Origin of the sequence: Streptomyces akebiae, from assembly GCF_019599145.1 — a bacterium.
Lineage (GTDB): Bacteria > Actinomycetota > Actinomycetes > Streptomycetales > Streptomycetaceae > Streptomyces > Streptomyces akebiae.
On sequence record NZ_CP080648.1, the window covers coordinates 1 to 19,120 of the forward strand.

Consider the following 19,120-nt stretch of genomic DNA (forward strand, 5'->3'; position numbering starts at 1 on the left):
AGGCGATCGAGCGGGAGATCCTCGCCGGGTTCGAGATCGACGTCCTGGAGATCCGCGACCCTCCCCCGTCGTCGGGGAGTCCGAGGAAGCCCGGCGCGGCCGGCGTCTGGCGCTCCTGCAGACCGCGCTCCTGGAACACGCGGCGAAGTGGAACCTCAAGACCGTCATGACGTTCCACCAGAAGGTGGAAGAGGCCGCCGCGTTCGCGGAGAAGCTCCCGGCGACGGCTGCCGAGCTGTACATGAACGACGCCACCGACGACGACCTGGCCGCCGCCGACAAGCTGCCGAAGTCCTCCATCAACGCGGAGTTCTACGAACTCGAGGCCGGCCGCCACGTGCCGCCGGACCGGGTGTGGTCGGCGTGGCTGTGCGGGGACCACCTCGTGACCGAGCGGCGCGAGGTCATCAGGCAGTTCGCAGGCGGCATCGACGCAGCCGGGCGCCGAGTCCACCGCGCCTTCCTCGCCAGCGTTCGCGTGCTCGGAGAAGGCGTCGACATCACCGGCGAACGGGGCGTCGAAGCCGTCTGCTTCGCCGACACCCGCGGCTCCCAGGTCGAGATCGTGCAGAACATCGGCCGCGCCCTCCGGCTCAACAAAGACGGCAGCACCAAGGTCGCCAGGATCATCGTGCCGGTGTTCCTCGAGCCCGGCGAAGACCCCACCAACATGGTCGCCTCCGCCAGCTTCAAGCCGCTCGTGGCCGTGCTCCAGGGCCTGCGCAGCCACGATGAACGCCTGGTCGAGCAGCTCGCCTCCCGCGCCCTCACCAGCGGCAAGCGCCAGGTCCACCTCCAGCGCGACGAGGACGGGCGGATCATCGGGGCCGGCGGCGCGAGCGACGGCGAGGACCAAGAGCAGAACGAAACCGACGCCGCGGCAGAATCGGCCCTGCTGCACTTCTCCAGCCCGCGCGACGCCGCGACCATCGCGGCGTTCCTGCGCACCCGGGTCTACCGGCCCGAATCCCTGGTATGGCTCGAGGGCTACCAGGCCCTGATCCGCTGGCGGGCGGAGAATCAGATCACCGGCCTCTACGCCGTGCCCTACGACGTCGAGGTCGAAGTCGGCGCGACGAAGGCGTTTCCGCTTGGGCGGTGGGTGCACCAGCAGCGCAAGGCCTTGCGGGCCGGTGAGCTGGAGGAGCGGCGCAAGGTCCTCCTGAACGCGCCAGAGGCCGGGATGGTCTGGGAGCCGGGCGAGGAGGCGTGGGAGAACAAGCTCGCCGCGCTCCGGTCCTACCGGCGGGCCACCGGACACCTCGCCCCGCGCCAGGATCAGTTGTGGGGCGAAGGCGAGGCGATGGTGCCCGTCGGGCAGCACATGGCCAACCTCCGGCGCAAGGGCGCGAAGAACGGCCTGGGCAAGGACCCGGAGCGGGCCGCCCGGCGCGCGGCGCAGCTGACCGAGATCGACCCGGACTGGGACTGCCCGTGGCCACTGGACTGGCAACGCCACTACCGCGTCCTCGCCGACCTCGTCGACGCCGACGGCCAACTCCCCGACATCGCACCCGGCGTGCTGATGGACGGCGACGACATCGGCAAGTGGCTCCAGCAGCAGAAGCAGCCGGGCACCTGGGCCCAGCTACCCACCAACCAACAGGAACGGCTCACCACACTGGGCATCGCACCGCTCGTGGCACCGACTGCCGCCCCCGCAGCAGCGGCCGGCCGTACGGCGGCGAAGGGCCCGAGCAAGGCGCAACAGGCGTTCCAGCGAGGCATGGCAGCCCTCGCGCAGTGGATCAAACGGGAGGGCCAGAAGCCGGTGCCCCGCGGCCACAGCGAAGAGATCGCGGTCGCCGGCGAGGCGGAGCCGGTGACCGTGAAGCTGGGCGTATGGGTCTCCAACACCCGGGCCAGGCGGGAGAAGCTCACGGAGGAGCAGCTGGACGCGCTGCGCAAGCTGGGCATCCAGTGGGCGTGAGCGAGCCCGCCTGCAGGTGAGGCGCGGCTCTGGCCCCTCAGGATGGGGACACAGGGGCGCCCGGCCCATGGCCGGATAGTGGGTTTCGGTTGCGGGTCCGTGCAGCAATAACGGGCCCGCAAGCTCGTATTTGAGCCTCGCGAAAAAAGATTTTCAGCTGGTGTGTCACGTTCACCAACTTCGCCTGCACACAACCCCGTACAACAAGCGATCTGCTTCGCAGCTTCATCGCGCGCATTTAAAGCAACCGGTGGAGGTCTGAAGCAGGCCAGGACGAGGGGGTTTATGCCGTGAGCGTAGATGTAGAGATCTTCGAGACCATCGACGCGGTGCTGGGCGGGGAGCACACGGCCCGGATCGGGCAGGACGCCGCGCGGATCGAGGAGCTGGCCAGCTGCGGCTTCGAAGGGCTGGCCTACGAGGTGTTCGAGATCGAGCTGATCCGGGAGGCCGAGCCGCGCCTGCTCGGCATGCTCCGCGAGGGCACGCTTGCCCGGCTTGCCGTGAGGCAGTGCAAGAAGCGGGGCTGGAAGTTCTTCGTCCACGAGGACGACATGAGCCTGCTGCGCAGCAGCCCTCTCGAGCGGGACATCATCATGGTCGACGTCCTCACCGAAGCGACACGTAAGTTCCATCGCGACCTGCAGCGTGGACAGGGCTGGAAGGCCGACCACCACGGACCCCGCGGCGCCTGCAGCCTGATGTCGTACTTCATCGGCCAGTGCGTGTGGGTGTTCCGGCGCGCGTACGTGAGATGGGCCAGGCAGCGGGTCCACTGGGCCCATCTGCATGCCGTGTACGACTTCACCGAGGACGCCGCGAACGAAGCCGGCATCGGCGGACTGCTCGAGGCCGCCAGCTACGAGATCGACTCGGAGGTGTTCAGTACGGACTTCGAGGACATCCTCGATGAGCAGGCGCCGCACACGCAGGCGGTCGTACGTCTGACGGTCATGGGCTTTCCCGACGCTGAGATCGCCGAGCGGTTGAAGCTCTCCCCCGCCGCCGCCCGCCAGCGCAGGTCGCGCTTCCGGACGGTCCTGTACCAGGCGGCCCGGGAGAAGCGGATCTGGATCCCGGAACAGCTGCACACCAAGGCCGTCACCCGTCGGCAGAACCAGCGGGGTGCGGCGTGAGCACGCAGAACCTCCTGACCCTGCTTCTGGCACTGGTCACCCTCGCCGCGGTCTCCGCCATCGCAGGCCTGATCGGATACAACGTCGCCCGCGAGGGAGGAGCACCGGTCTCCACGGCCATCGGCCGCGGCAGCTTCGTGTTCTTCAGTGTCATGACGCTCTTCATCGCGCTGCTGGCCGTCCTGGTCCCGGCCCTGACGTGAGACACGGGGGCGGCGGGCCAGTGGCCTTCGTCCCGGCCCGCCGACGCGTATCCGGCCGTCCAGGCGCATGAGCTGGTGCGCAGCGTGCCCGGAAGCTCCCGCTGTGACCTGCCAGTTCACACTTCGTGCCGCAGCCACGACGTCGTGGTTGGTAGGGGCAGTAGCGGCCCGGTGGCGCTCGGTCGGTGTGGCGGCGTCACCAGAAGATCGATGGAGAAGAACAACGTGACCGAGTCAGTCGCAGGGTCAGGGCGACCGCGTAAGCGGGCGCGAGTGATCCCCGAGCTGTTCCAGAACCGTGCCAAGAAACGCGCCATGACCGCAGAGGAGGCGAAGGAGGCGGTCATGGAGCTCCTCGTCACGCACAGGTCGCACTGGCTCGCGCTCACCAGGCGCATCGTGTCGTACCACCACGGCGAGGACGTCCTGCAGATCGGCATCGAGCAGATCGTCAAAACCCTCCCCACGTACCCGAAGGTCATCACGAACCCCAGCGGGTTCATCGCCACCATTCTCTCCAGGCGGGCCGTGGACGAACTGCGCCGTATTCATGCGGAGGCGCGTGCGCTGGAGAAGCACGGCGCCGTGCCGGAGAAGTGGACGGACCCGGATGTCGTCGAGGCGACGGAGGGGTACCTCCGCGTCCGGGCCGTCCTGAGTGAGGTGCTGCCCGAGCGGCAGCACGAGGCCTACGTGCTGCGTCACGTCGGCAAGTTCGAGAACGCCGAGATCGCCGAGATGCTGGGCATCAAGGTCACCTCGGTACGCAAGGACCTGTCCCTGGCGCAGGCCGCCCTCAAGGACGAAAAGGTGCGTCAGCGCCTGCGTGAGCACCTGCAGGACTAGGGCCTGGGGGTATCCCTTCGCGGGCCAACGGATGGCGCGGATCGGTCCGATCCCCTCCGCGTTCATCGGCTGGCCCGAGTGGGGCTATCGCCGATCGCCCTGAACCCCACGACCAAGAAGGACAGAAGCACGACCAAGAACGTGACCACGGATTACAAGCCCATCGAGAAGGAGACCAACCCCGTGCTCAACCGCATCTTGTTCATCGTCTCGATCGTCGTCACTGCCGTGACGTCGTTCATCGCCAGCATCGTCAGGCGCATTCGGGCCGCCCGCACTCCCGTAGCAGTGTGGGACGACCCGACCCTCAAGGCTCCGCAGTCGGCGGGGCTTACCCCGCGCAGGTCACAGCCCGCCCGTACACCCGTTACGTCGGAGCCCAAGAGGGCTTAGCAGCATGCGACCTGATGCCACGTCGAGAGGAGCGCGCATGGTAGGACGCTTCCGTTAGACGATCGCCGTACGGGCCGGGACCTGCGACTTCACAGTCGGGTCCCGGCCCTTCGTCGTATCGGGCGTAGGACGAAACCGAGCACAGGAGCACCATCATGAGCGCCTCCCCCGCCCACCGGATCGAGGTCATCGAGACCGGCTTCGACATGCGGCTCGCCGCGCTGAAGACGGCCGTCGACACCAAGGAGGACGACGAGGTCACCGACGCCATTGCCGCGCTCCTCGCCACGGTGGACACCGGCCTCGACGCCCACGACGTGACGGAGGCGTTCTCCGCGCTGCTCTCCGCGATGGAGGCCGACCTCGACGTCAAGAAGAACGACGTGCGGGCCGCACGGGGACGCGTACGCCAAGTCGCCCACCTGCGCCGCGCCCACCGCCGCCGCCAGCTGCGGGAGAAGGCCGCCCGGGTCGCGCCGCGCATCGCCTTCTACGTCTTCACCGTGATCGGCACGATCGTTTTCGGCATCGCCGTCGTGTTGATCCTGCTCGGCAACCTCGCCGCGGCCCTCCCGCTGTTCCCCGCCGCCGGCGCCGCCTGGGGCCTCGCCCGCGTCATGACCTGGGCCCTGCGCCGATAACCCTCCTGGGCGATAGGCGGCTTCATGAAGGGACGTGCATCATGGAGCCGGGCAGCGACTGCTGGTTATGGGCCGAGCCGACCGCCCGCCCGGCTCCGGGCCGGGCCGGGCCCCGGCACCCGAAAGGCCCCCATGAACACCAGCGAGATCGCCGCGATCATCAGCGGCACCACGTCCTTGATGGCCGCCCTCATCAACCTCATCACCTCAATCCGAGGCAGGTAACGGTCAGTGCCCCGGGCTCCGGTGGCAGCCCGGGGCACCGCCACGAGGATGGCCAAGTACCTCAACGTCCCCGAAGTCCAGCTGCCGCTCCCGCACCTGAGACGCGGATGTCCGGGCGCCAGGTGGGCCGGGCAAGGGCCCGCCACGGCTGCCCGGGCTTCCAGCCCTCCCCGCGAGGGCGCTCGCGCAGCTTGCCGATACCGTCCTTCACGGTCGCCTTGATCGCCGACACCACGATCGCCAGCTGCGGGTCACGCTGCCGGTAGCCGTCCATCGCCGCGAGGAAGTCGGCCGGCGGCATGTCCGCGTGCACGCCGATGTCGGCCATCGTGGCGAGGTAGGCGTCGCGCAGCCGGTTGTACCAGCCGTCCAGGTAACGGCCGTTGTCGTAGCGCACCCACGCCTCGATCGGCGTGACGTCGTAGCCGAGCTCCACCGCGTACGCCACGGCCGGCGTGGCGTACCAGGCCACCACCGTCGGGCGCTCACCCTTCGGCGTGAACGGGCTAGGCAGCAGGTCAGCGTCCAGGTCCGCCCACTTGTCCTTGGCGACCTTCACCCTCAACAGGTCGACGTGGGAAAGGTCGACCAGCCACGCACCGGGCAACTTCGCGTCGAACACCGGCGCTTTGATGTACGACGGCGCACCGAGGCCGACCAGTGAGGCCGTTGGCGCCGGCGGCGAAGGCCATGTTCACGTCGACGCCCACCAGGTGCCGAAGGGTGCATTCGGCGTCGGTGAGCGGCCGTGCCCAGTCGTACGCCTCCTCCACCAGGACCTCGGCCGGGTGCGGCGGTGGAAGCGCGGCAGATCCTTCAGCTGTGGGTGCCCGTCGGGGGCCTCGCACGGCGCGCAGTCCACCGGGTCCTTGCCCAGCGAACCGGGGTTGTGCTCGGAATGCCGCCTACCCGTCGCGTCCGGCTCGGAGGCGCGGGTCGGCCGATGCAGCGCGGTCATCAGCTCCAGGCCCGTGACGGCGGTGGAGCCGCGCGGCGTCATCACCCGGGCCGCATAGGTGCCCAGCATCCGCGCGAGGTCTGCCGGCGGCAGCTGGGCGGCGTCGGCCCAGTGCCGGGTGTCGCTCACCGAACTATGGGCGCACCTCAGTGAAGTTGTCAGGCGTCGCGGTACTGGTTCCGGGCAACACGGACGACGCGGCCGGCCTTAAGCAGACCGTCTATGTAGACGGAGACGCCGTTGCGGTTGGCTTGCTTGCCCCCGGCGGTCAAAGCATCCGCAATATCACCGAGAGACATGGGCTGAGGCGACGCCCTGAGGATCTTGACGATGGCATCCGCCTTGGTGAGGTCTTGGACCGCCGACCCCGGCTCGGACACCGCTGCACTCAGCTTCTTGAAGGCGTCCCGCTTGGCCTTGAGCCCCTCGATATGAGCTCCGAGTCGGTCACGCTCGAGTTCGGCTTCACGGAGTTCACGCTCGACGCTGGCGAGGTCCTCGCTGTAGGAGTTCACGAGGAGAAGACTATAGAAACCTAGTAGAAGTTAGCTAGCTTTTCTTAAAGACGGACGCTGCTCGACCAGCTGGGTGCCGCGCGAACCCTACGGAGCGGCGATCAGGTTCAGTGAGACGAGCTCAGGCTCGAGATAGGACAGCAGAGTCAGTAGCCGAGGACCCGCAGGGATGTCTCGCGTACGCCGGAACTGGCCAAAGGCAACGGGCCAGTGTGAAAGACCTGAGGGAGCAGACGGCCGCTGTGCGGCGGCAGAACGGCTCGGGGGGAGGACATGGGAGAGATCGTCAAAGGGCTTGAGCGAGCGCTGCTGAGCCGTCCGGTGCCTACTGGTGACGCCGCTGTGCGTTTCCTGCTCAGGGCGCAGAAGGGCTCCACGAAGAACATGGCTGTCCTCCTGGGGATCTCCCAGCGCACGGTACAAAGGTGGGTCACGACCCGGCCGGGAATGCGTCGCCGTCCAAGTGCTGTGCATGCGGGGTTGATCGATGAGGCCGTCAGGGCACGGTGGCAGCCCCTGGTGCGCGCCCGCCGACGGGCCCGGGCCGAGGCCGACGGGTTTGTCTTCCACACCAGGGCGCGGTTCGGTTTCGCCGCTCCGGCAGGCTCGTCGGACGATCCGCGGGTACGGCTGATCACCCAGTACCTGTCGGGAGAAGTGGCCCGCGAGCTGTTCGCCGCCCGGGACGCCGGCGGGGGTGAGCAGCAGCAGATGGTGATCCTCGCCCGTGCTTTGGGGCATGCCTACTTCCGGGACGGAGGCCTGCGTGCCCATGGGCTCGGAATCGCCTTCACCGACGTGGAGTTCGCCGTTTTCTCCATCGACTGACGTGCACGCGGGTTCGAGCTCAGAGCGAGGGCGGCATCTGGTGCCGTGTCAGCATCGTGTCGTAGCACTGTGCTTCCTTTCGTTCGCGCCAGTCCCACTGGATGCGGCCGACAGGGCCGGTGCGCTGACCGACAGGCGGCTGCGGCGGGCGGAGCCTGGCCGCCTCCGCCATGCGCAGCAGGTGGACGCGGTCGTGGGGGCCGGCCAGCAGATGCTGGTCCTGGCCGGGCGCGAGCTGAGCGAAGGACACGGCGGCCTTCAGGGAGACGCGTGCCCACGGCGGCACCCGGTGCGAGGCGCAGCCGTCGGTGTAGCGGGTCCGGTCGTGCAGGGCCAGGGTGGCCGCGGCGGCGTCGTAGTCGCCGGGGCGGGCGGTGGCGAGCTGCTGGATGGATGCGCCGGTAAAGAGGGCGGCGGCGAGGGCGGCGGCCAGGCGGGGGTGGGCGGTCACGGTGGAGAGGCGTCGGGCGACTTCCTGTACTGCCTGCTCGGTGAGGGGTGTCGGTGGCGGGCGGTGCCGGAAGGTGATCGGCGGCGGTACGCACGGGGCGGTACAGGGGGCAGGGCTGTCGTAGGAGACCAGGCGGTCCAGTGCGGGCAGGGTGAGCCACCGGTTGGCCGGCCGGGCGGGCTCCTCCGCAGGCCGGGGTACGGGAGCGGTTGTGCCGTAGTAGTGGCGGCGGGCGGCCTGGAAGTCGGCGGTGATGGCGAAGTCGGCCGTCTGCAGGGCCTGGTGCAGGGCGGCGGGCAGGTGAGGGCGGTGGCAGACCAGGGTCAGGTGAATGCCGGTCAGGGCGCGCAGCTCCAGGAGGCGCATCGTGCGGCGGGCGGTGAGGCGGTGGGCGCGCAGGACGGTCAGCCGGTTCACGGGCAGGGCGTTGATCCAGGCGGTGGCGGCTTCCCAGGCGGGCTGACGGCCGGCGGGGAAACGGCCCGGGAGCAGGGGCGGTTTGCCCAGAGCGGCCAGAAGGTCGTGGGCGAGGCCGGTTTCGCTGGTGGTGCCCGGGCCGGGGTGCAGGGTGATCCGGCCGGACGGCGGATGGTGGGCGGCCAGGGCGGTGTGCGTGTGGACCGCGTCGTCGCCCGGGTCGAGGACCACGGCGACGGACGGTGGCACGGCTGGCGGCATGGTGACGTGGTGGTCAGGCGAGGCGGCTGAAGGCCCAGCGCAGCAGCTCCTGATCCACCCGGGGCGGCCGGTGCGGGCCAGGGCAGTGCGGGTGTGGGCAGTCAACTGGGCCCAGGCGCGGAAATTGCCGTGCGCGGCGTGCTGGTCGGCGAACGTGATGTCATCGGGGTCGGCGTCGACCCAGACCGGATGAAACAGCGGGATGGCCTCCAGGACCTCGCTGGGGGTGAGGCGGGTGAAGTGCTGCCAGATGAAGATGCGGGAGGACAGCATCGGTTCACGGCGCAGCACGGTGTGGCAGCCCTCCCCGCCGACGAAGATGATCGCGAGCTGGGTTGAGGGTTCGTCCCACAGATAGCGGAAGTACTCGAATGCCTCCCCGTTGAGCCACTGGGCCTCGTCCACGAGGAAGGTGCGGGGACGTTCAGCCAGGGCCGTCTTCAGCAGGCGGTCGAACTCACTGGGATGACGCGGCGGTTCACCGGCCAGGTCGAGCGCGGTGAACAGCTCGTAGCGCACCGCACGGGCGGTGGGACGGGCCCGGAAAGTGATCTTGCGGACGTCCTCGTGAGGCTCGAGTCCCCGCAGGCAGATGTTGACGGCGAGGGTCTTGCCGAAGCCGGCGCCGCCGTGGATGCACATCATGGCGCGGGCGGCGACGGTGTCGGAGATGTTCTCCCGGGCGGTGAGCAGGGCACGGGTGGTGACCACGGACGCATCGGGCAGGTCGACGTACTGGTAGGTGGCCGCGGTCACGAGGCGTCTCCGTCTTCAGCAGTCTGTGCATTGGGTTCGAGTGGGCCGTCGGAGGCAGGTTCGGACGGGACGGGAGCAGGCAGGCAGGGCGTGGTCCGGGTGGCGAGGGAAGGCGGGGTACGCCAGTCGGCCGGGGGCGCGGCGGGCGGGATGAGGTCCGGCATTGCGAGCTGCGCGAGGTCGGTCCCGGCAGTCTGGGCGAGTTCGGCCTCGGCCTGCGCGGTGGTCAGCGCGCCGAGCCGCTGAGGTGCCTCGGGCTGGATGGCGGCGGCGTAGCGCTCGCGCTGGGAAGCCTCCAGGTCCTTCTTCAGACGGCGCGCACGGGCGGCCCGTGCTCGCCGTACGGCGCTGACCTGTTCCTCGGTGGCCTGGTCGGCCAGGTCCGCGGGACCCAGATAGCGGCCAGTGGCCGCGTGGTACACCTCGATGCGGTGGTCGTGGTGGGGCATGAAGCGGATGCGGACCTGGATCCCGGTCTGGCCGGTCATCCACGGCCCCACGTAGTCGCGTTTCCTGAAGCGGATGCCGCGGGTGGTCAGCGTGCGGGTGCCGGCGTCCTCCAGGGTGAACGTCCACAGATCCGTCGCGGGCACGTCCCGCAGCGGAGTGGGATCCCCCTGCCACGCCTCAAGCGGAGTCTTTCCCCGCAACGGCGCCGGGCGGTGCTCGGTGTTCCACCAGAGCGTCCAGGCCAGCAGCCGGGCGGTGAAGTCCTCGAAGCCGAGCAGCACTTCGTCCTTCGGGCGGGAAGCCCGTTTGCCGGGGCGCGGCTGGCGGGCATAGCCGGGCAGCGCGGCCAGGAACATACTCTCCACCGCCCGGTTCAGGCCCTCCACGGTGCCCTTGAGGTGGGGGTGTAGGCGGGCAGGTCCTCCACCGTCACGTCGAGGAGATCGAACGCGGCGGTCACCGTCCGGGACAGGAAGTCCTTACCGCGGTCCACCCGTACCTTCTCGGGCAGGCCGCCGATCGGGCCGTAGGGGTCCTCGCGCAGGACCGCGGAGCGCAGCGCGGCCAGTACCGACTCCCGCGACGGATCCCCCGGCGTGACCGCGACACCGGTGATCGCGTTCGTCGCGCAGTCGGTGAACCAGGTGATCCACGGCCTGCGGGCCTTGCCCTCGACGTCGACCAGCACCGCCGCTTGGACGTGGTCGGTCTCCCACACCTGGTTGCGCCAGCCGCGCGCCCGGGCCAGGAACACATCGTGCTTGCGTGCCGCACGTTCCCCTCCCGCAAGCCCCGCCCGCTCCCCCGGCGTCAGATCCCGCTGGATCGCCCGGTGCAGCGTCGGGATCGACGGAGGAGGCTCCCCCTCGCCCTTGGCCGCGCGAGCGGTCAGCTCACGATGGACCGCCGCGACGTTGCCCTTCCACAAGGCCAGCAGGCGGCGCACCTCCGGAGTGACGGAGAAGCGCCCTTGCTCTGGGCCCGCGCCCCGGGCTCCGCAGCCGCGGACTCGTCACGCTCGGCAGCGGCAAGCCACCGCCACACCGTGCGCTCGGTCACCTCCAACGACTCCGCCATCAGCCGTACATGGCGGGACGTCAGTTTCTGGTCCTGCCGCAGGGCGAGCAGCCGGCGCACGGCAGGGCCGCGCAGCGCCGACAGGGAGGAAGAAGGCAGACCTCCCCGCGCGTGCCCGTCCTCGTGGCTGCCAGCCTCTCCCATCCCGGAGGCGCCGGTCACAGCGGCCCCATGAGCCGTGCGCAGGCCCGCTCCAGCATCCGGCGGTCCACTACCGCACGGCTCTTGCCGTAGATCTCGGCGGTCAGGTGCGAGGTGAGCTTCGCCCAGGTCCGGAAATTGCCGTGGCCCACATGCTCGTCCACCCACGCGACATCGTCCTCGCTCACGTCCTCCCACAGCGGGTGGAAGGCCGCCATCACTGCGGCCACCTCGCCCGGGCGAAGACGAGGCACCAACTCCCAGGTCAGCACCCGAGAGGCCAGCGCGGGCACCCGGCGCAGCGCCCGTTCGCTGCCCGCGCCCGCCAGCACGAGTGCCGTGTCCGTGTCCGGGTGGTCCCACAGACCGCGCAGAAACTCCAGCGCCGGCCCCGGAAGACGCTGTGCCTCGTCCAGCACCAGCACGCGGGGCTGCCGTAGCGCGTTCACCAGCGTCAGGTCGGCCTCCACCGCCCCGCGCGGCAGCCGCCTGCCCAGCTCGAGGGCGTCCGCGAGCACCCGGCGCAGTTCCGGCACCGTCGGATGCACACCGACATGGACCCGGCGGACCCGGGCCGGGTGCGGCAGCTGGGACAGGGCGTACTGCAGCGCGACGGTCTTGCCCTGGCCGGCGTCGCCGTACAGACACACCACCGCCCCCACCGCGGCCGCGTGCGCGACCGTCCGCAGCACCGACCGCACAGCGGACGTGTGCACCACCTGCGCGCCCGGCACCAGGACCGGAACCTGCGCCAGATGCTTCTGCTCCCGCAGGATCACCTGCCCGCCTGTGCCTTGGCCGGCCACGACGTTCAGGCCGAGCTCGCTGAGCGGATCGGGCCTGCGTGGCCCGGCCACCACGTGCTCCCGCTCGACCATCAACGCCCGGCCCGCCCGGCGGTCCCTGCGGATTACCCGGTGCAGTGTCGACGCCGACGGAACCGACGCCCCGCCAGCCGCGGCCAGCCGGCGTCTCAGCTCAGCGACATTCCCTGCCACCTCGCCCAGCAGCGTCCACACCTCGTCCGACACCGCATACCCCTGCCGGACCGGCGCCTCCACCTGCCCGGTCGTCTTGGCCTGCTCCAGCCAGCGCCACACCGTACGCTCCGAGACACCCACCGTCTCCGCGACCGCACGCACATGCCGCGTGGCCAGTTCCCCCGCCTGCTGCCGCTCCAGCAGACGACGCACCACCAACCCCCTGGGCAGCACGGGCCCACGACCGGCCCCTACCTCTTGGTCCACCCCACGATCACACCGACCGGGCCAACCTCAGCACATAAGAACTATCGAACCTGAGACAACATCAGCTGCCATGCGATAAAGCCCCATGACAGCGATCCCACCCATTAATCTCTCACCTCATGACAGCGGCCTGCCCACCCGTAAACAGCCGCTGACCAGCCCCGTAACACCCACCCCTGGACCAGCGCGACCGACTCTCACCAACACCGACACCAACCCGAGAGATCGCACGCGAGGCCACGCTGAAGAGATCGCAGTCGACGGCGAGCCGGAGCCTGTAGTCATCAAGCTGGGCGTATGGGTCTCCAACACCAAGACCCGGCGCGACAAACTCACGGCCGATCAGCTCGACGCGCTGCGGAAACTGGGCGTGGAGTGGACGTAGTCGAAGGTGGGCCCGACGGCAGAGTCGGGCCCACCCTGCTCAACGAGGGTGAGGTGTCGCCGCGGCTCACGGTCTGTAGCAGTTGGGCGCACACGGTCGCTTCGGCGGCGAGGCAGGCCGGGCTGCCCAGGACGGGGAAGGCGGCGCGGACGCGGGCGGCGACGTTCTCCTGGAGCAGCGTGTAGGCGTAGAGCGTGGCGGCGTCGAACCCTTCCGGAGCTCGCCCCCCAGCCCTCCCAGTCGAGAATCCTCAGCGGCGCGGTGACGTTGGCCCAGTGCAGGTCGGAGTGGGCGGCGGTCCAGCGGATCACGGCCGGGGCCGGGATGCCCACGAATTCGGGGATCGCCCGGTCCATGTACTGCTGTCGTACGGCGACGCGGTCGGTGTCGGCGGCCGCCACCTTCTCCAGAGTCCCGGCGAGGTCCTCCCACCAGGAGTCCGGCAGCTGGAGGACCGGGTCGTCGGACAGGGCCGGCTGGTCGACGAGGGCCGACAACTCCGCCCGGTAGGCGGTGCCGTCGTCGACGGTGTCGTGGACGGCCAGGAAGGCGGGCCGGCGCCTGTCGAGGTCCTCGAAGACGTGCTGGGCGTCGAGGGCGCCGTACACCCGGCGAGCCGACCGCGTCGACAGGTGGTACGAGGGTGGCTCCCTTGCTTACGGTGCCTGCGGTGAATATCGCACCTATCGGCAGAGTGGCTGGAGGAGGTGGCTGTGGTGACGAGCGGGCGACGAGGTTTCGCAGGATCTCTGGACCGGTGGCTGCTGTTCCTCATATCCCTCGCCGTGGCTCGTGGCGACCGGAGTGAGGCCGAGGCCGAGACGGCTACGGGTGTTCGTTCCATCGACGCCGTACTGACCGACCGTCCTGGGAGCGTCCGCAGGAAACAGGAGAACGAGAACTGGTCCCCTGCTCTGTACTTGATGGGGATGCTCTCGTTCGGCTGGTTTCTGCTGACCGCCGTATTCGGAGTCGCGCTCGTGCTGCTCATACCGGTCACCTCGCCACCATGGATCCGGGTATCGGCAGCCCTGCTGCCGGCCGTGCCCAGCGCGCTGTTCGTATCCCGGCAGATCTGCCACGCCCTCGTGCGTCGCGTTCTGCGCAACGGAACAGCGAGCAGGGGCCTCCTCCGTGGCCTGGCGTTCTGGTACGGGGATGTCATAGCCGGCCTTCTCACACTGGTGAGCTGGGTGGGCTGGGCCGCACTCCTGCGATGAACAGAAGCGGGATGCCAGGGCTGCTGTGAGCGCTGGCATCCCGCTTCCAGGGCGGATGTCGCCCTGGGTTCGAACTGTGAAAGCCGAAGCAGGGCGCTGTCACGTTGCTTGGCTGGATGGGATGATCTTCTGGTTGATCGTGTTGGAGGGGGCTGTTCGTAGAGGCCGTGTCGCCGTCGTACAAGGGGCACCTTTACCCGGTCGAGGTCATCTCCCACTGCGTGTGGCTGTACCACCGCTTCCCCCTCAGCTTCCGCGAGGTCGAGGAGCTGATGCTCGAGCGCGGGATCGTCGTCTCCTATGAGACGGTCCGCCGCTGGTGTGTGAAGTTCGACCAGGCCTACGCAGGCGCGCTGCGCCGCCGACAGCCCCGGCCCGGTGACAAGTGGCACCTGGACGAAGTCTTCCTCAAGATCAACGGGCAGAGCCGCTACCTGTGGCGGGCCGTCGACCAGGACGGGAACGTGCTGGGACGGCGCTGTCACGTTGTTGGGTGGGTAGGTGTCTGATGGCGTCGCGGCGTGGTGCAGCTCGGTTCCGGGCTGTGCTCAGGCAGCGTTGGCGAGGCCGGCGACGCCGGTGATCTGCTCCCAGATTGCGAAGCGGATGCTCATCTCGGCTCGGTGGGCGGCAGCGGTCATCAGGTGTCGCCGGGGCCGGAAGGGGGGCGAGATACCGCTGAACGCGGACAGGAACCGCTGGGCCCCGCCCACGGAGCGGAAGCCCTCCATCGCTCGTTCGCGTTGCCTCGTTGGCTGGTGGCTGTTCTCGGCTCGGTTGTTGAAGTACTTCGACTGCCGGTGCTCGACGGAGGGCATGACCTCGCGGTGGGCGGCGCCGTAGGAGCGGAGCTTGTCGGTGACGATCACCCGCGGCATCGCACCGGTCTTCTTCATCAGCCTGCGGAAGAAGCGCCTGGCCGCGGCCTTGTCCCGCCGGTTCTGCACGAGGATGTCCAGGACGTTGCCGTCCTGGTCGACGGCCCGCCACAGGTACTTCTAACGTCCGGCTCAGTGCACGCCTCGGCGCAGACGTTCACCTTCTGGCCGCAGTCGACACCGTTCCCCAAGCCACTCAGGACTTTGCCCGTGCGTTGTGCGAGACCGCCAGCATCGAACTGCGGGTCCTCGACAGTGAGCGCCTCCGCCCAAGCGAGCAATAACCTGGGCAGTGCCGCTGGACGAACTCATCGTCACCAGAGTCGACGAAGAACACCTGCGCCAGCCCAGCCGACCCATCCAACTGCGCCTGCCCCCAAGCGAACGCCTCACCATCGCCGCACAGTCGAGGTACCCACTCTGGGAGATCGGACCCGTGCGCCGCACCCCTCCACCACTACGGCCCCCGCAGCCCAATGGCCTGCCCACTTGCAACATCGCCCCCACCACCCGTAGAAGAGGCCGCCCCATACCAGCGATCACTGAACCTGATCTCCGGTCACCATAAGAGACACAAGCTGATCGCCCAGTCCGCTATCTGACAAACCCGCAGATCAGACCGCACACATCAAGACCGCCACCCACACCCGGGCCCCTGCCGAAGTACCCGCACCGCCTGACCAGACCAGCACACCAAACCGATAAGCCCAGGTAAGAAGCCGTTGTCTTTCCGGGTGTGATCGTTGAGTTTCCGCTGTTCAGGCATGGTTTCGATGTCGTTGCGGGAGAGTTCGGGCGTTCAGTTCGTGCTCGGCGATGCGGAGGTGACCGGTGACGTCGGTGATGGGGCTTTTGGAGGAGCGGGAGGCGGCTGCCCGGGTGCGGGTGGAGGGGCTTCAGGCGGAGGCGGAGCGGGTTCTTGCCGAACTCGGCGATGCGCAGGTGGTGTTGGAACGCCGGGTGATTGCGCTGGCGGAGCTGGCCGAGGCCCTGGCCGCTCCGGACGGACCAGCCGAGGTGCCCGTTCCCGGCCCGCGCGAGGAGGCGGTGGCGAAGGACAAGGTTCCGGTCGCGGGTTCGATCGTGCCGCGGTGGCACCGGGGAGTGACGGTGGAGGCGCTCTCTGCGGACTACCGGCGGATCGTGGAGCTGGTGGAATCCATGCCGGGCGACGGTGAAGGGATCTCGGCGAAGGAACTCGCGGGCAGGCTGGAACTGCCGCTGGTGCCGGCGAAGATCGAGGGAGTGCGCTCTCGGGCGAGGCGTCTGGCCGGGCGGGGCTGGCTGACCGTGTTGCCCTCGGGACGGTTCACGCCGCGGCAGCCCACCCTGGCCGTTCCCGGTCCGGGTGACGAGCCGGGCGGGCGAGGCGGCGGCTGAGGAGCATGACCTGCGAGAAGTAGATGAACGCCTCGCTGGACGCGGGCAGCGTCTCGAAGTCCCGCACCAGACGACGCGAATGCATCAGCCACCCCAGCGTGCGCTCTACTACCCACCGTCTCGGAAGTACCACGAACCCGGTCATGTCGTCGCTGCGTTTGACGATCTGCACGGTGAGCTGCAGTTTCTCCTTCGTCCAGGTGACCACGCGGCCCGCGTAGCCGCCGTCGGCCCACACCAGGCCGACCTTCGGGAACCGGGTCCGCAGCAAGGGCAGCATGCCGCGGGCGGCCTGCCGGTCGGTGATGTTCCCGGCTGTCACCAGCACCATCAGCAGCAGGCCGAGACTGTCCGTGATGACGTGCCGGCGCCTCCCGTTGATCTTCTTCCCGCCGTCGTAACCGCGTGAGACGGCGGGCACCGAGGCGGCGCCCTTGACGGACTGCGAGTCGATGATGGCCGCGGTCGGCTCCACCTTGCGGCCCTCGGCGACGCGGACCTTGCCACGCAGCCGGTCGTGCAGCTCCTTGACCAGGCCGTTCGCGCACCATCTGCGGAAGAACGCGTACACGCGGTCCCAGGCGGGAAAATCCACCGGCATGGAGCGCCACTTGATCCCGTTGTCGGTGACGTAGAAGACAGCATCCAGCATCACGCGGTGGCAATAGCCCTCCGGCTGACCGCCCCGGCCCTCCAGCCAGGCCGGAACCGGCATCGCCTCGCGCACCACGGCCCACTGCACGTCCGTCATGTCCGACGGATACCGCCGCACCCGCTCCGGCCGGTCGGCCGCGTTCCCGAACCTGTGCGCGAGACAATCACACGACGACACGCGGGAGTTGGACGCGACCGGGTACATCACGCAAGACTGGAACAACAGGGCCTCCCTGCACTCGAGTTGGCTTCGCAACCCTCGTGCTGCACCGGAGGTCCTGCTTTCATGCCCCCACCCGGCCAAGATCACCCGGCCAGGGATCCCGTTCGATCAGAACCGCCCCCATGATCGATAGGAATACGGCTTCTAAGACCACCAGCTCCTGATCAGAAACACCGCTCCCGGACAGAACAGCTCTCTGCCATCGGCATGCGCTGGACATGACCGTGAGCAGGACCGGCCGCCCCCGCCGCTAGCTCGGACCTGCTGCAGTGTGTGTGCCGACCGTATCGTGGAGCGTTCATTGTGCGTGCCAAGTACGTACGGATGGCGTTGGGGGGCGGCGGGCGCTTGGTTTCCCTCTCCCGCCCGCCTACTGGCTCATGGCTCTCGGGGTTACCTCAGCCGGGCGGGGAACCTGCCCTGCCCGGAGCGCGGAAGCTCCACACCTGGGGTGCAGGGTGTGGAGCCCAGCTCACTCAGCGGAAGGGACCGTCGGTCGCGAAGGCGTGGGCTGCAAAGCGCTTGCCCATTCGGCGGTATGCGGAGGCGGTGGGGTGAAGGCCGTCGGCCAGGTCATCTGCCTCGTTCGGGCCGAGCAGTTCGCGTCCGTCGAGATAATGCAGGTGGGGATCGGACGCCTGTCGTGTCGCAGCGATCCGGGCCAGCTCGGCACGGACCACCGCCAGCGACAATGCCCCGCCAGCCACATCGGCCGGGTCGCCCAGGGCAGCGAGCCTCCCGTCCGGGCCGGTCGCGGTCGGGCCGGGGGCTTCCTCCAGGGCCGGACAGCTCACCGGAGAAATCAACAGCAGCGGGGTGTCCGGGTGCCCGTCCCGGATCGTGTCGAGGAACCCGTGGACCGCCGGGCCGAACGTCCGCAGCCGGAAGGCGGACAGGCTCACGATGTTGATGCCTACCTTGAGACTGATCAGGTCGGCGGGCGTATCGCGGATCGTCCGGGCGACATAGGGATCCAGCAGCGCGTTGCCCGCCTGGCTGAGGTTGATCACCTCCACCCCTCCGAGCGAAGCTGCCACCACCGGCCAGGTCCCGGTCGGGCCGTCGGCCTGGATGCAGTGGCTGATGGAACTGCCGTGATGCACCCAGCGGCGCCGCCCGTCCGGCAGCGGTGCCAGTACGTCGCCGTCAGCGCGCAGTGCCACCAGTTCCGTCGGGGTCTGCTGTGGCAGCCACAACTCGACGTCCTTCATGCCGGCCGGAAGCCCGGCGAACCGTACGGTCCCTGGTTCGCCCGGGATGAGTCGCTGTACGGCCCCGGGGCCCGCCATCCGCAGCACGTTGCCCACCGGCGCCTGCTGACGCCCGGCCAAGGCGCCGTCGACCACCAACTCCAGCATCCCGGTCGGGCGAGGGTGGGGATCGGAGTCGAGCTGGCCGGTGGAGGTGAGTACCTCGAACTCCAATGTGTGTGCATCGGTGCGGAACACCAGCCGCACCCCCGAAGGCATCACGGTCACCCCGTAGACCGACGGGTCCTGATACTGCGCCTTGGTCCAGGCGGGCAACCGGCGCGGCATCACCCCTGCCTGTGTGGTCTCCAGGTCCAGCGCACCCCGTAACTCCACCGGCCCGCCCACCAGCGGAACCTCCCGCAGCGTCGCCACCGTCACCGCTCCTGTCCCAGGTCGATGTGGTCCGGAGATGACATCGACCTGGTGCTGTCGCGGCTCATCGACGCCCGCCGAACTCCCAGTCGTGGACCTCGATGTCCGCGTACAGGTCCGCGGTCAGGACGGCTCGTGCCGTCTGCGGATCCGGTGCCCTGAGCAGCACCGCCGTACCCAGCCAGGTGTCGCCGTCGTCGGACAGCAGCGGCCCGTACGCGACCAGCTCGTCCCCCTCGAGCGGCAGGGCAAGATCGGCGGCCGGGACCACGCCGAGGCC

At 69.2% G+C, this 19,120-nt stretch carries 15 protein-coding genes and 6 pseudogenes; 10 read left to right on the forward strand and 11 right to left on the reverse strand.

Annotated elements, in window-relative coordinates; all coding sequences use genetic code 11:
- From K1J60_RS44465 to K1J60_RS44490, 6 genes and pseudogenes are all read left to right on the forward strand, one after another.
- Window positions 1-1,930, forward strand: a pseudogene (locus tag K1J60_RS44465) (Helicase associated domain protein); the annotation flags it as partial.
- A 290-nt stretch (window positions 1,931-2,220) separates the two neighbouring features.
- Entirely contained in the window at window positions 2,221-3,066 is an 846-nt protein-coding gene (locus tag K1J60_RS44470; RefSeq protein ID WP_220644290.1) for an RNA polymerase sigma factor, read from the forward strand.
- On the forward strand, window positions 3,063-3,269 hold the full coding sequence (locus K1J60_RS44475; RefSeq protein WP_220644291.1) for a hypothetical protein: 207 nt from the start codon (window positions 3,063-3,065) through the stop codon (window positions 3,267-3,269). The genes K1J60_RS44470 and K1J60_RS44475 overlap by 4 nt, the downstream gene beginning before the upstream one ends.
- Window positions 3,270-3,584: 315 nt before the next feature.
- Complete coding sequence (locus tag K1J60_RS44480; protein WP_220644292.1) at window positions 3,585-4,115, forward strand: RNA polymerase sigma factor; 531 nt, start codon at window positions 3,585-3,587, stop codon at window positions 4,113-4,115.
- Between the two features lie 78 nt (window positions 4,116-4,193).
- Window positions 4,194-4,508 carry a hypothetical protein gene (locus tag K1J60_RS44485; protein WP_220644293.1) on the forward strand — a complete coding sequence of 105 codons (315 nt, stop codon included), beginning with the start codon at window positions 4,194-4,196 and terminating at the stop codon, window positions 4,506-4,508.
- Window positions 4,509-4,663: 155 nt separating this feature from the next.
- The gene (locus K1J60_RS44490; RefSeq protein WP_220644294.1) at window positions 4,664-5,149 is read left to right on the forward strand and encodes a hypothetical protein; all 486 of its coding nucleotides are present in this window, start codon (window positions 4,664-4,666) and stop codon (window positions 5,147-5,149) included.
- A gap of 65 nt (window positions 5,150-5,214) precedes the next feature.
- On the opposite strand, the gene K1J60_RS46620 is transcribed toward K1J60_RS44490, so the two are convergent.
- The 3 genes and pseudogenes from K1J60_RS46620 to K1J60_RS44500 form a co-directional block, all read right to left on the reverse strand.
- Window positions 5,215-5,343: a hypothetical protein gene (locus K1J60_RS46620; protein ID WP_259407470.1), complete on the reverse strand. Its 129-nt coding sequence runs from the start codon at window positions 5,341-5,343 to the stop codon at window positions 5,215-5,217.
- Between the two features lie 128 nt (window positions 5,344-5,471).
- Window positions 5,472-6,455 (reverse strand): annotated as a pseudogene (locus tag K1J60_RS44495) (telomere-associated protein Tap); the annotation flags it as partial.
- Window positions 6,456-6,490: 35 nt separating this feature from the next.
- Window positions 6,491-6,847, reverse strand: a complete 357-nt coding sequence (locus K1J60_RS44500) for a hypothetical protein (protein WP_220644295.1) — start codon at window positions 6,845-6,847, stop codon at window positions 6,491-6,493.
- 273 nt (window positions 6,848-7,120) lie between these two features.
- Between K1J60_RS44500 and tpg the strand changes: the two genes are divergently transcribed.
- Window positions 7,121-7,675 carry a telomere-protecting terminal protein Tpg gene (gene tpg / locus K1J60_RS47360; RefSeq protein ID WP_220644296.1) on the forward strand — a complete coding sequence of 185 codons (555 nt, stop codon included), beginning with the start codon at window positions 7,121-7,123 and terminating at the stop codon, window positions 7,673-7,675.
- A gap of 19 nt (window positions 7,676-7,694) precedes the next feature.
- Here tpg and K1J60_RS46630 read toward each other — a convergent pair whose 3' ends face one another.
- The 4 genes and pseudogenes from K1J60_RS46630 to K1J60_RS44530 all read right to left on the reverse strand — a co-directional run bounded on the left by K1J60_RS46630 (window position 7,695) and on the right by K1J60_RS44530 (window position 13,468).
- Window positions 7,695-9,560 carry an ATP-binding protein gene (locus K1J60_RS46630; protein ID WP_259408391.1) on the reverse strand — a complete coding sequence of 622 codons (1,866 nt, stop codon included), beginning with the start codon at window positions 9,558-9,560 and terminating at the stop codon, window positions 7,695-7,697.
- A pseudogene (locus K1J60_RS47365) lies at window positions 9,557-11,147 on the reverse strand (transposase). The gene K1J60_RS46630 and the pseudogene K1J60_RS47365 overlap by 4 nt, the downstream one beginning before the upstream one ends.
- A gap of 98 nt (window positions 11,148-11,245) precedes the next feature.
- Window positions 11,246-12,421 (reverse strand): ATP-binding protein, encoded by a 1,176-nt coding sequence (locus K1J60_RS44525; protein WP_220644298.1) that lies wholly within the window; start codon window positions 12,419-12,421, stop codon window positions 11,246-11,248.
- A gap of 396 nt (window positions 12,422-12,817) precedes the next feature.
- Window positions 12,818-13,468 carry a hypothetical protein gene (locus tag K1J60_RS44530; RefSeq protein WP_220652011.1) on the reverse strand — a complete coding sequence of 217 codons (651 nt, stop codon included), beginning with the start codon at window positions 13,466-13,468 and terminating at the stop codon, window positions 12,818-12,820.
- Window positions 13,469-13,576: 108 nt separating this feature from the next.
- Between K1J60_RS44530 and K1J60_RS44535 the strand changes: the two genes are divergently transcribed.
- Entirely contained in the window at window positions 13,577-14,080 is a 504-nt protein-coding gene (locus K1J60_RS44535) for a hypothetical protein (protein ID WP_220652012.1), read from the forward strand.
- A gap of 152 nt (window positions 14,081-14,232) precedes the next feature.
- Window positions 14,233-14,550 (forward strand): annotated as a pseudogene (locus K1J60_RS44540) (IS6 family transposase); the annotation flags it as partial.
- A 78-nt stretch (window positions 14,551-14,628) separates the two neighbouring features.
- Here the strand turns inward: K1J60_RS44540 and K1J60_RS44545 are convergent.
- Window positions 14,629-15,075 (reverse strand): annotated as a pseudogene (locus K1J60_RS44545) (IS6 family transposase); the annotation flags it as partial.
- Between the two features lie 714 nt (window positions 15,076-15,789).
- On the opposite strand from K1J60_RS44545, the gene K1J60_RS44550 reads away from it, so the two are divergent.
- Window positions 15,790-16,338 (forward strand): hypothetical protein, encoded by a 549-nt coding sequence (locus K1J60_RS44550; RefSeq protein ID WP_220649035.1) that lies wholly within the window; start codon window positions 15,790-15,792, stop codon window positions 16,336-16,338.
- Here the strand turns inward: K1J60_RS44550 and K1J60_RS44555 are convergent.
- From K1J60_RS44555 to K1J60_RS44565, 3 genes and pseudogenes are all read right to left on the reverse strand, one after another.
- On the reverse strand, window positions 16,268-17,089 hold the full coding sequence (locus K1J60_RS44555; RefSeq protein ID WP_220652013.1) for an IS5 family transposase: 822 nt from the start codon (window positions 17,087-17,089) through the stop codon (window positions 16,268-16,270). The genes K1J60_RS44550 and K1J60_RS44555 overlap by 71 nt on opposite strands.
- 602 nt (window positions 17,090-17,691) lie before the next feature.
- Window positions 17,692-18,831, reverse strand: a complete 1,140-nt coding sequence (locus K1J60_RS44560; RefSeq protein ID WP_220652081.1) for a GDSL-type esterase/lipase family protein — start codon at window positions 18,829-18,831, stop codon at window positions 17,692-17,694.
- Between the two features lie 73 nt (window positions 18,832-18,904).
- A pseudogene (locus K1J60_RS44565) lies at window positions 18,905-19,120 on the reverse strand (YciI family protein); the annotation flags it as partial.

Bases quoted from the DNA above. Each gene is read 5' to 3' on its own strand.
- K1J60_RS44490 (WP_220644294.1), top strand. From the start codon at position 4,664: ATGAGCGCCTCCCCCGCCCACCGGATCGAGGTCATCGAGACCGGCTTC.
- K1J60_RS46620 (WP_259407470.1), bottom strand. From the start codon at position 5,343: ATGAGGGCGGCCATCAAGGACGTGGTGCCGCTGATGATCGCGGCGATC.
- K1J60_RS44480 (WP_220644292.1), top strand. From the start codon at position 3,585: ATGACCGCAGAGGAGGCGAAGGAGGCGGTCATGGAGCTCCTCGTCACG.
- tpg (WP_220644296.1), top strand. From the start codon at position 7,121: ATGGGAGAGATCGTCAAAGGGCTTGAGCGAGCGCTGCTGAGCCGTCCG.
- K1J60_RS44555 (WP_220652013.1), bottom strand. From the start codon at position 17,089: ATGACGGACGTGCAGTGGGCCGTGGTGCGCGAGGCGATGCCGGTTCCG.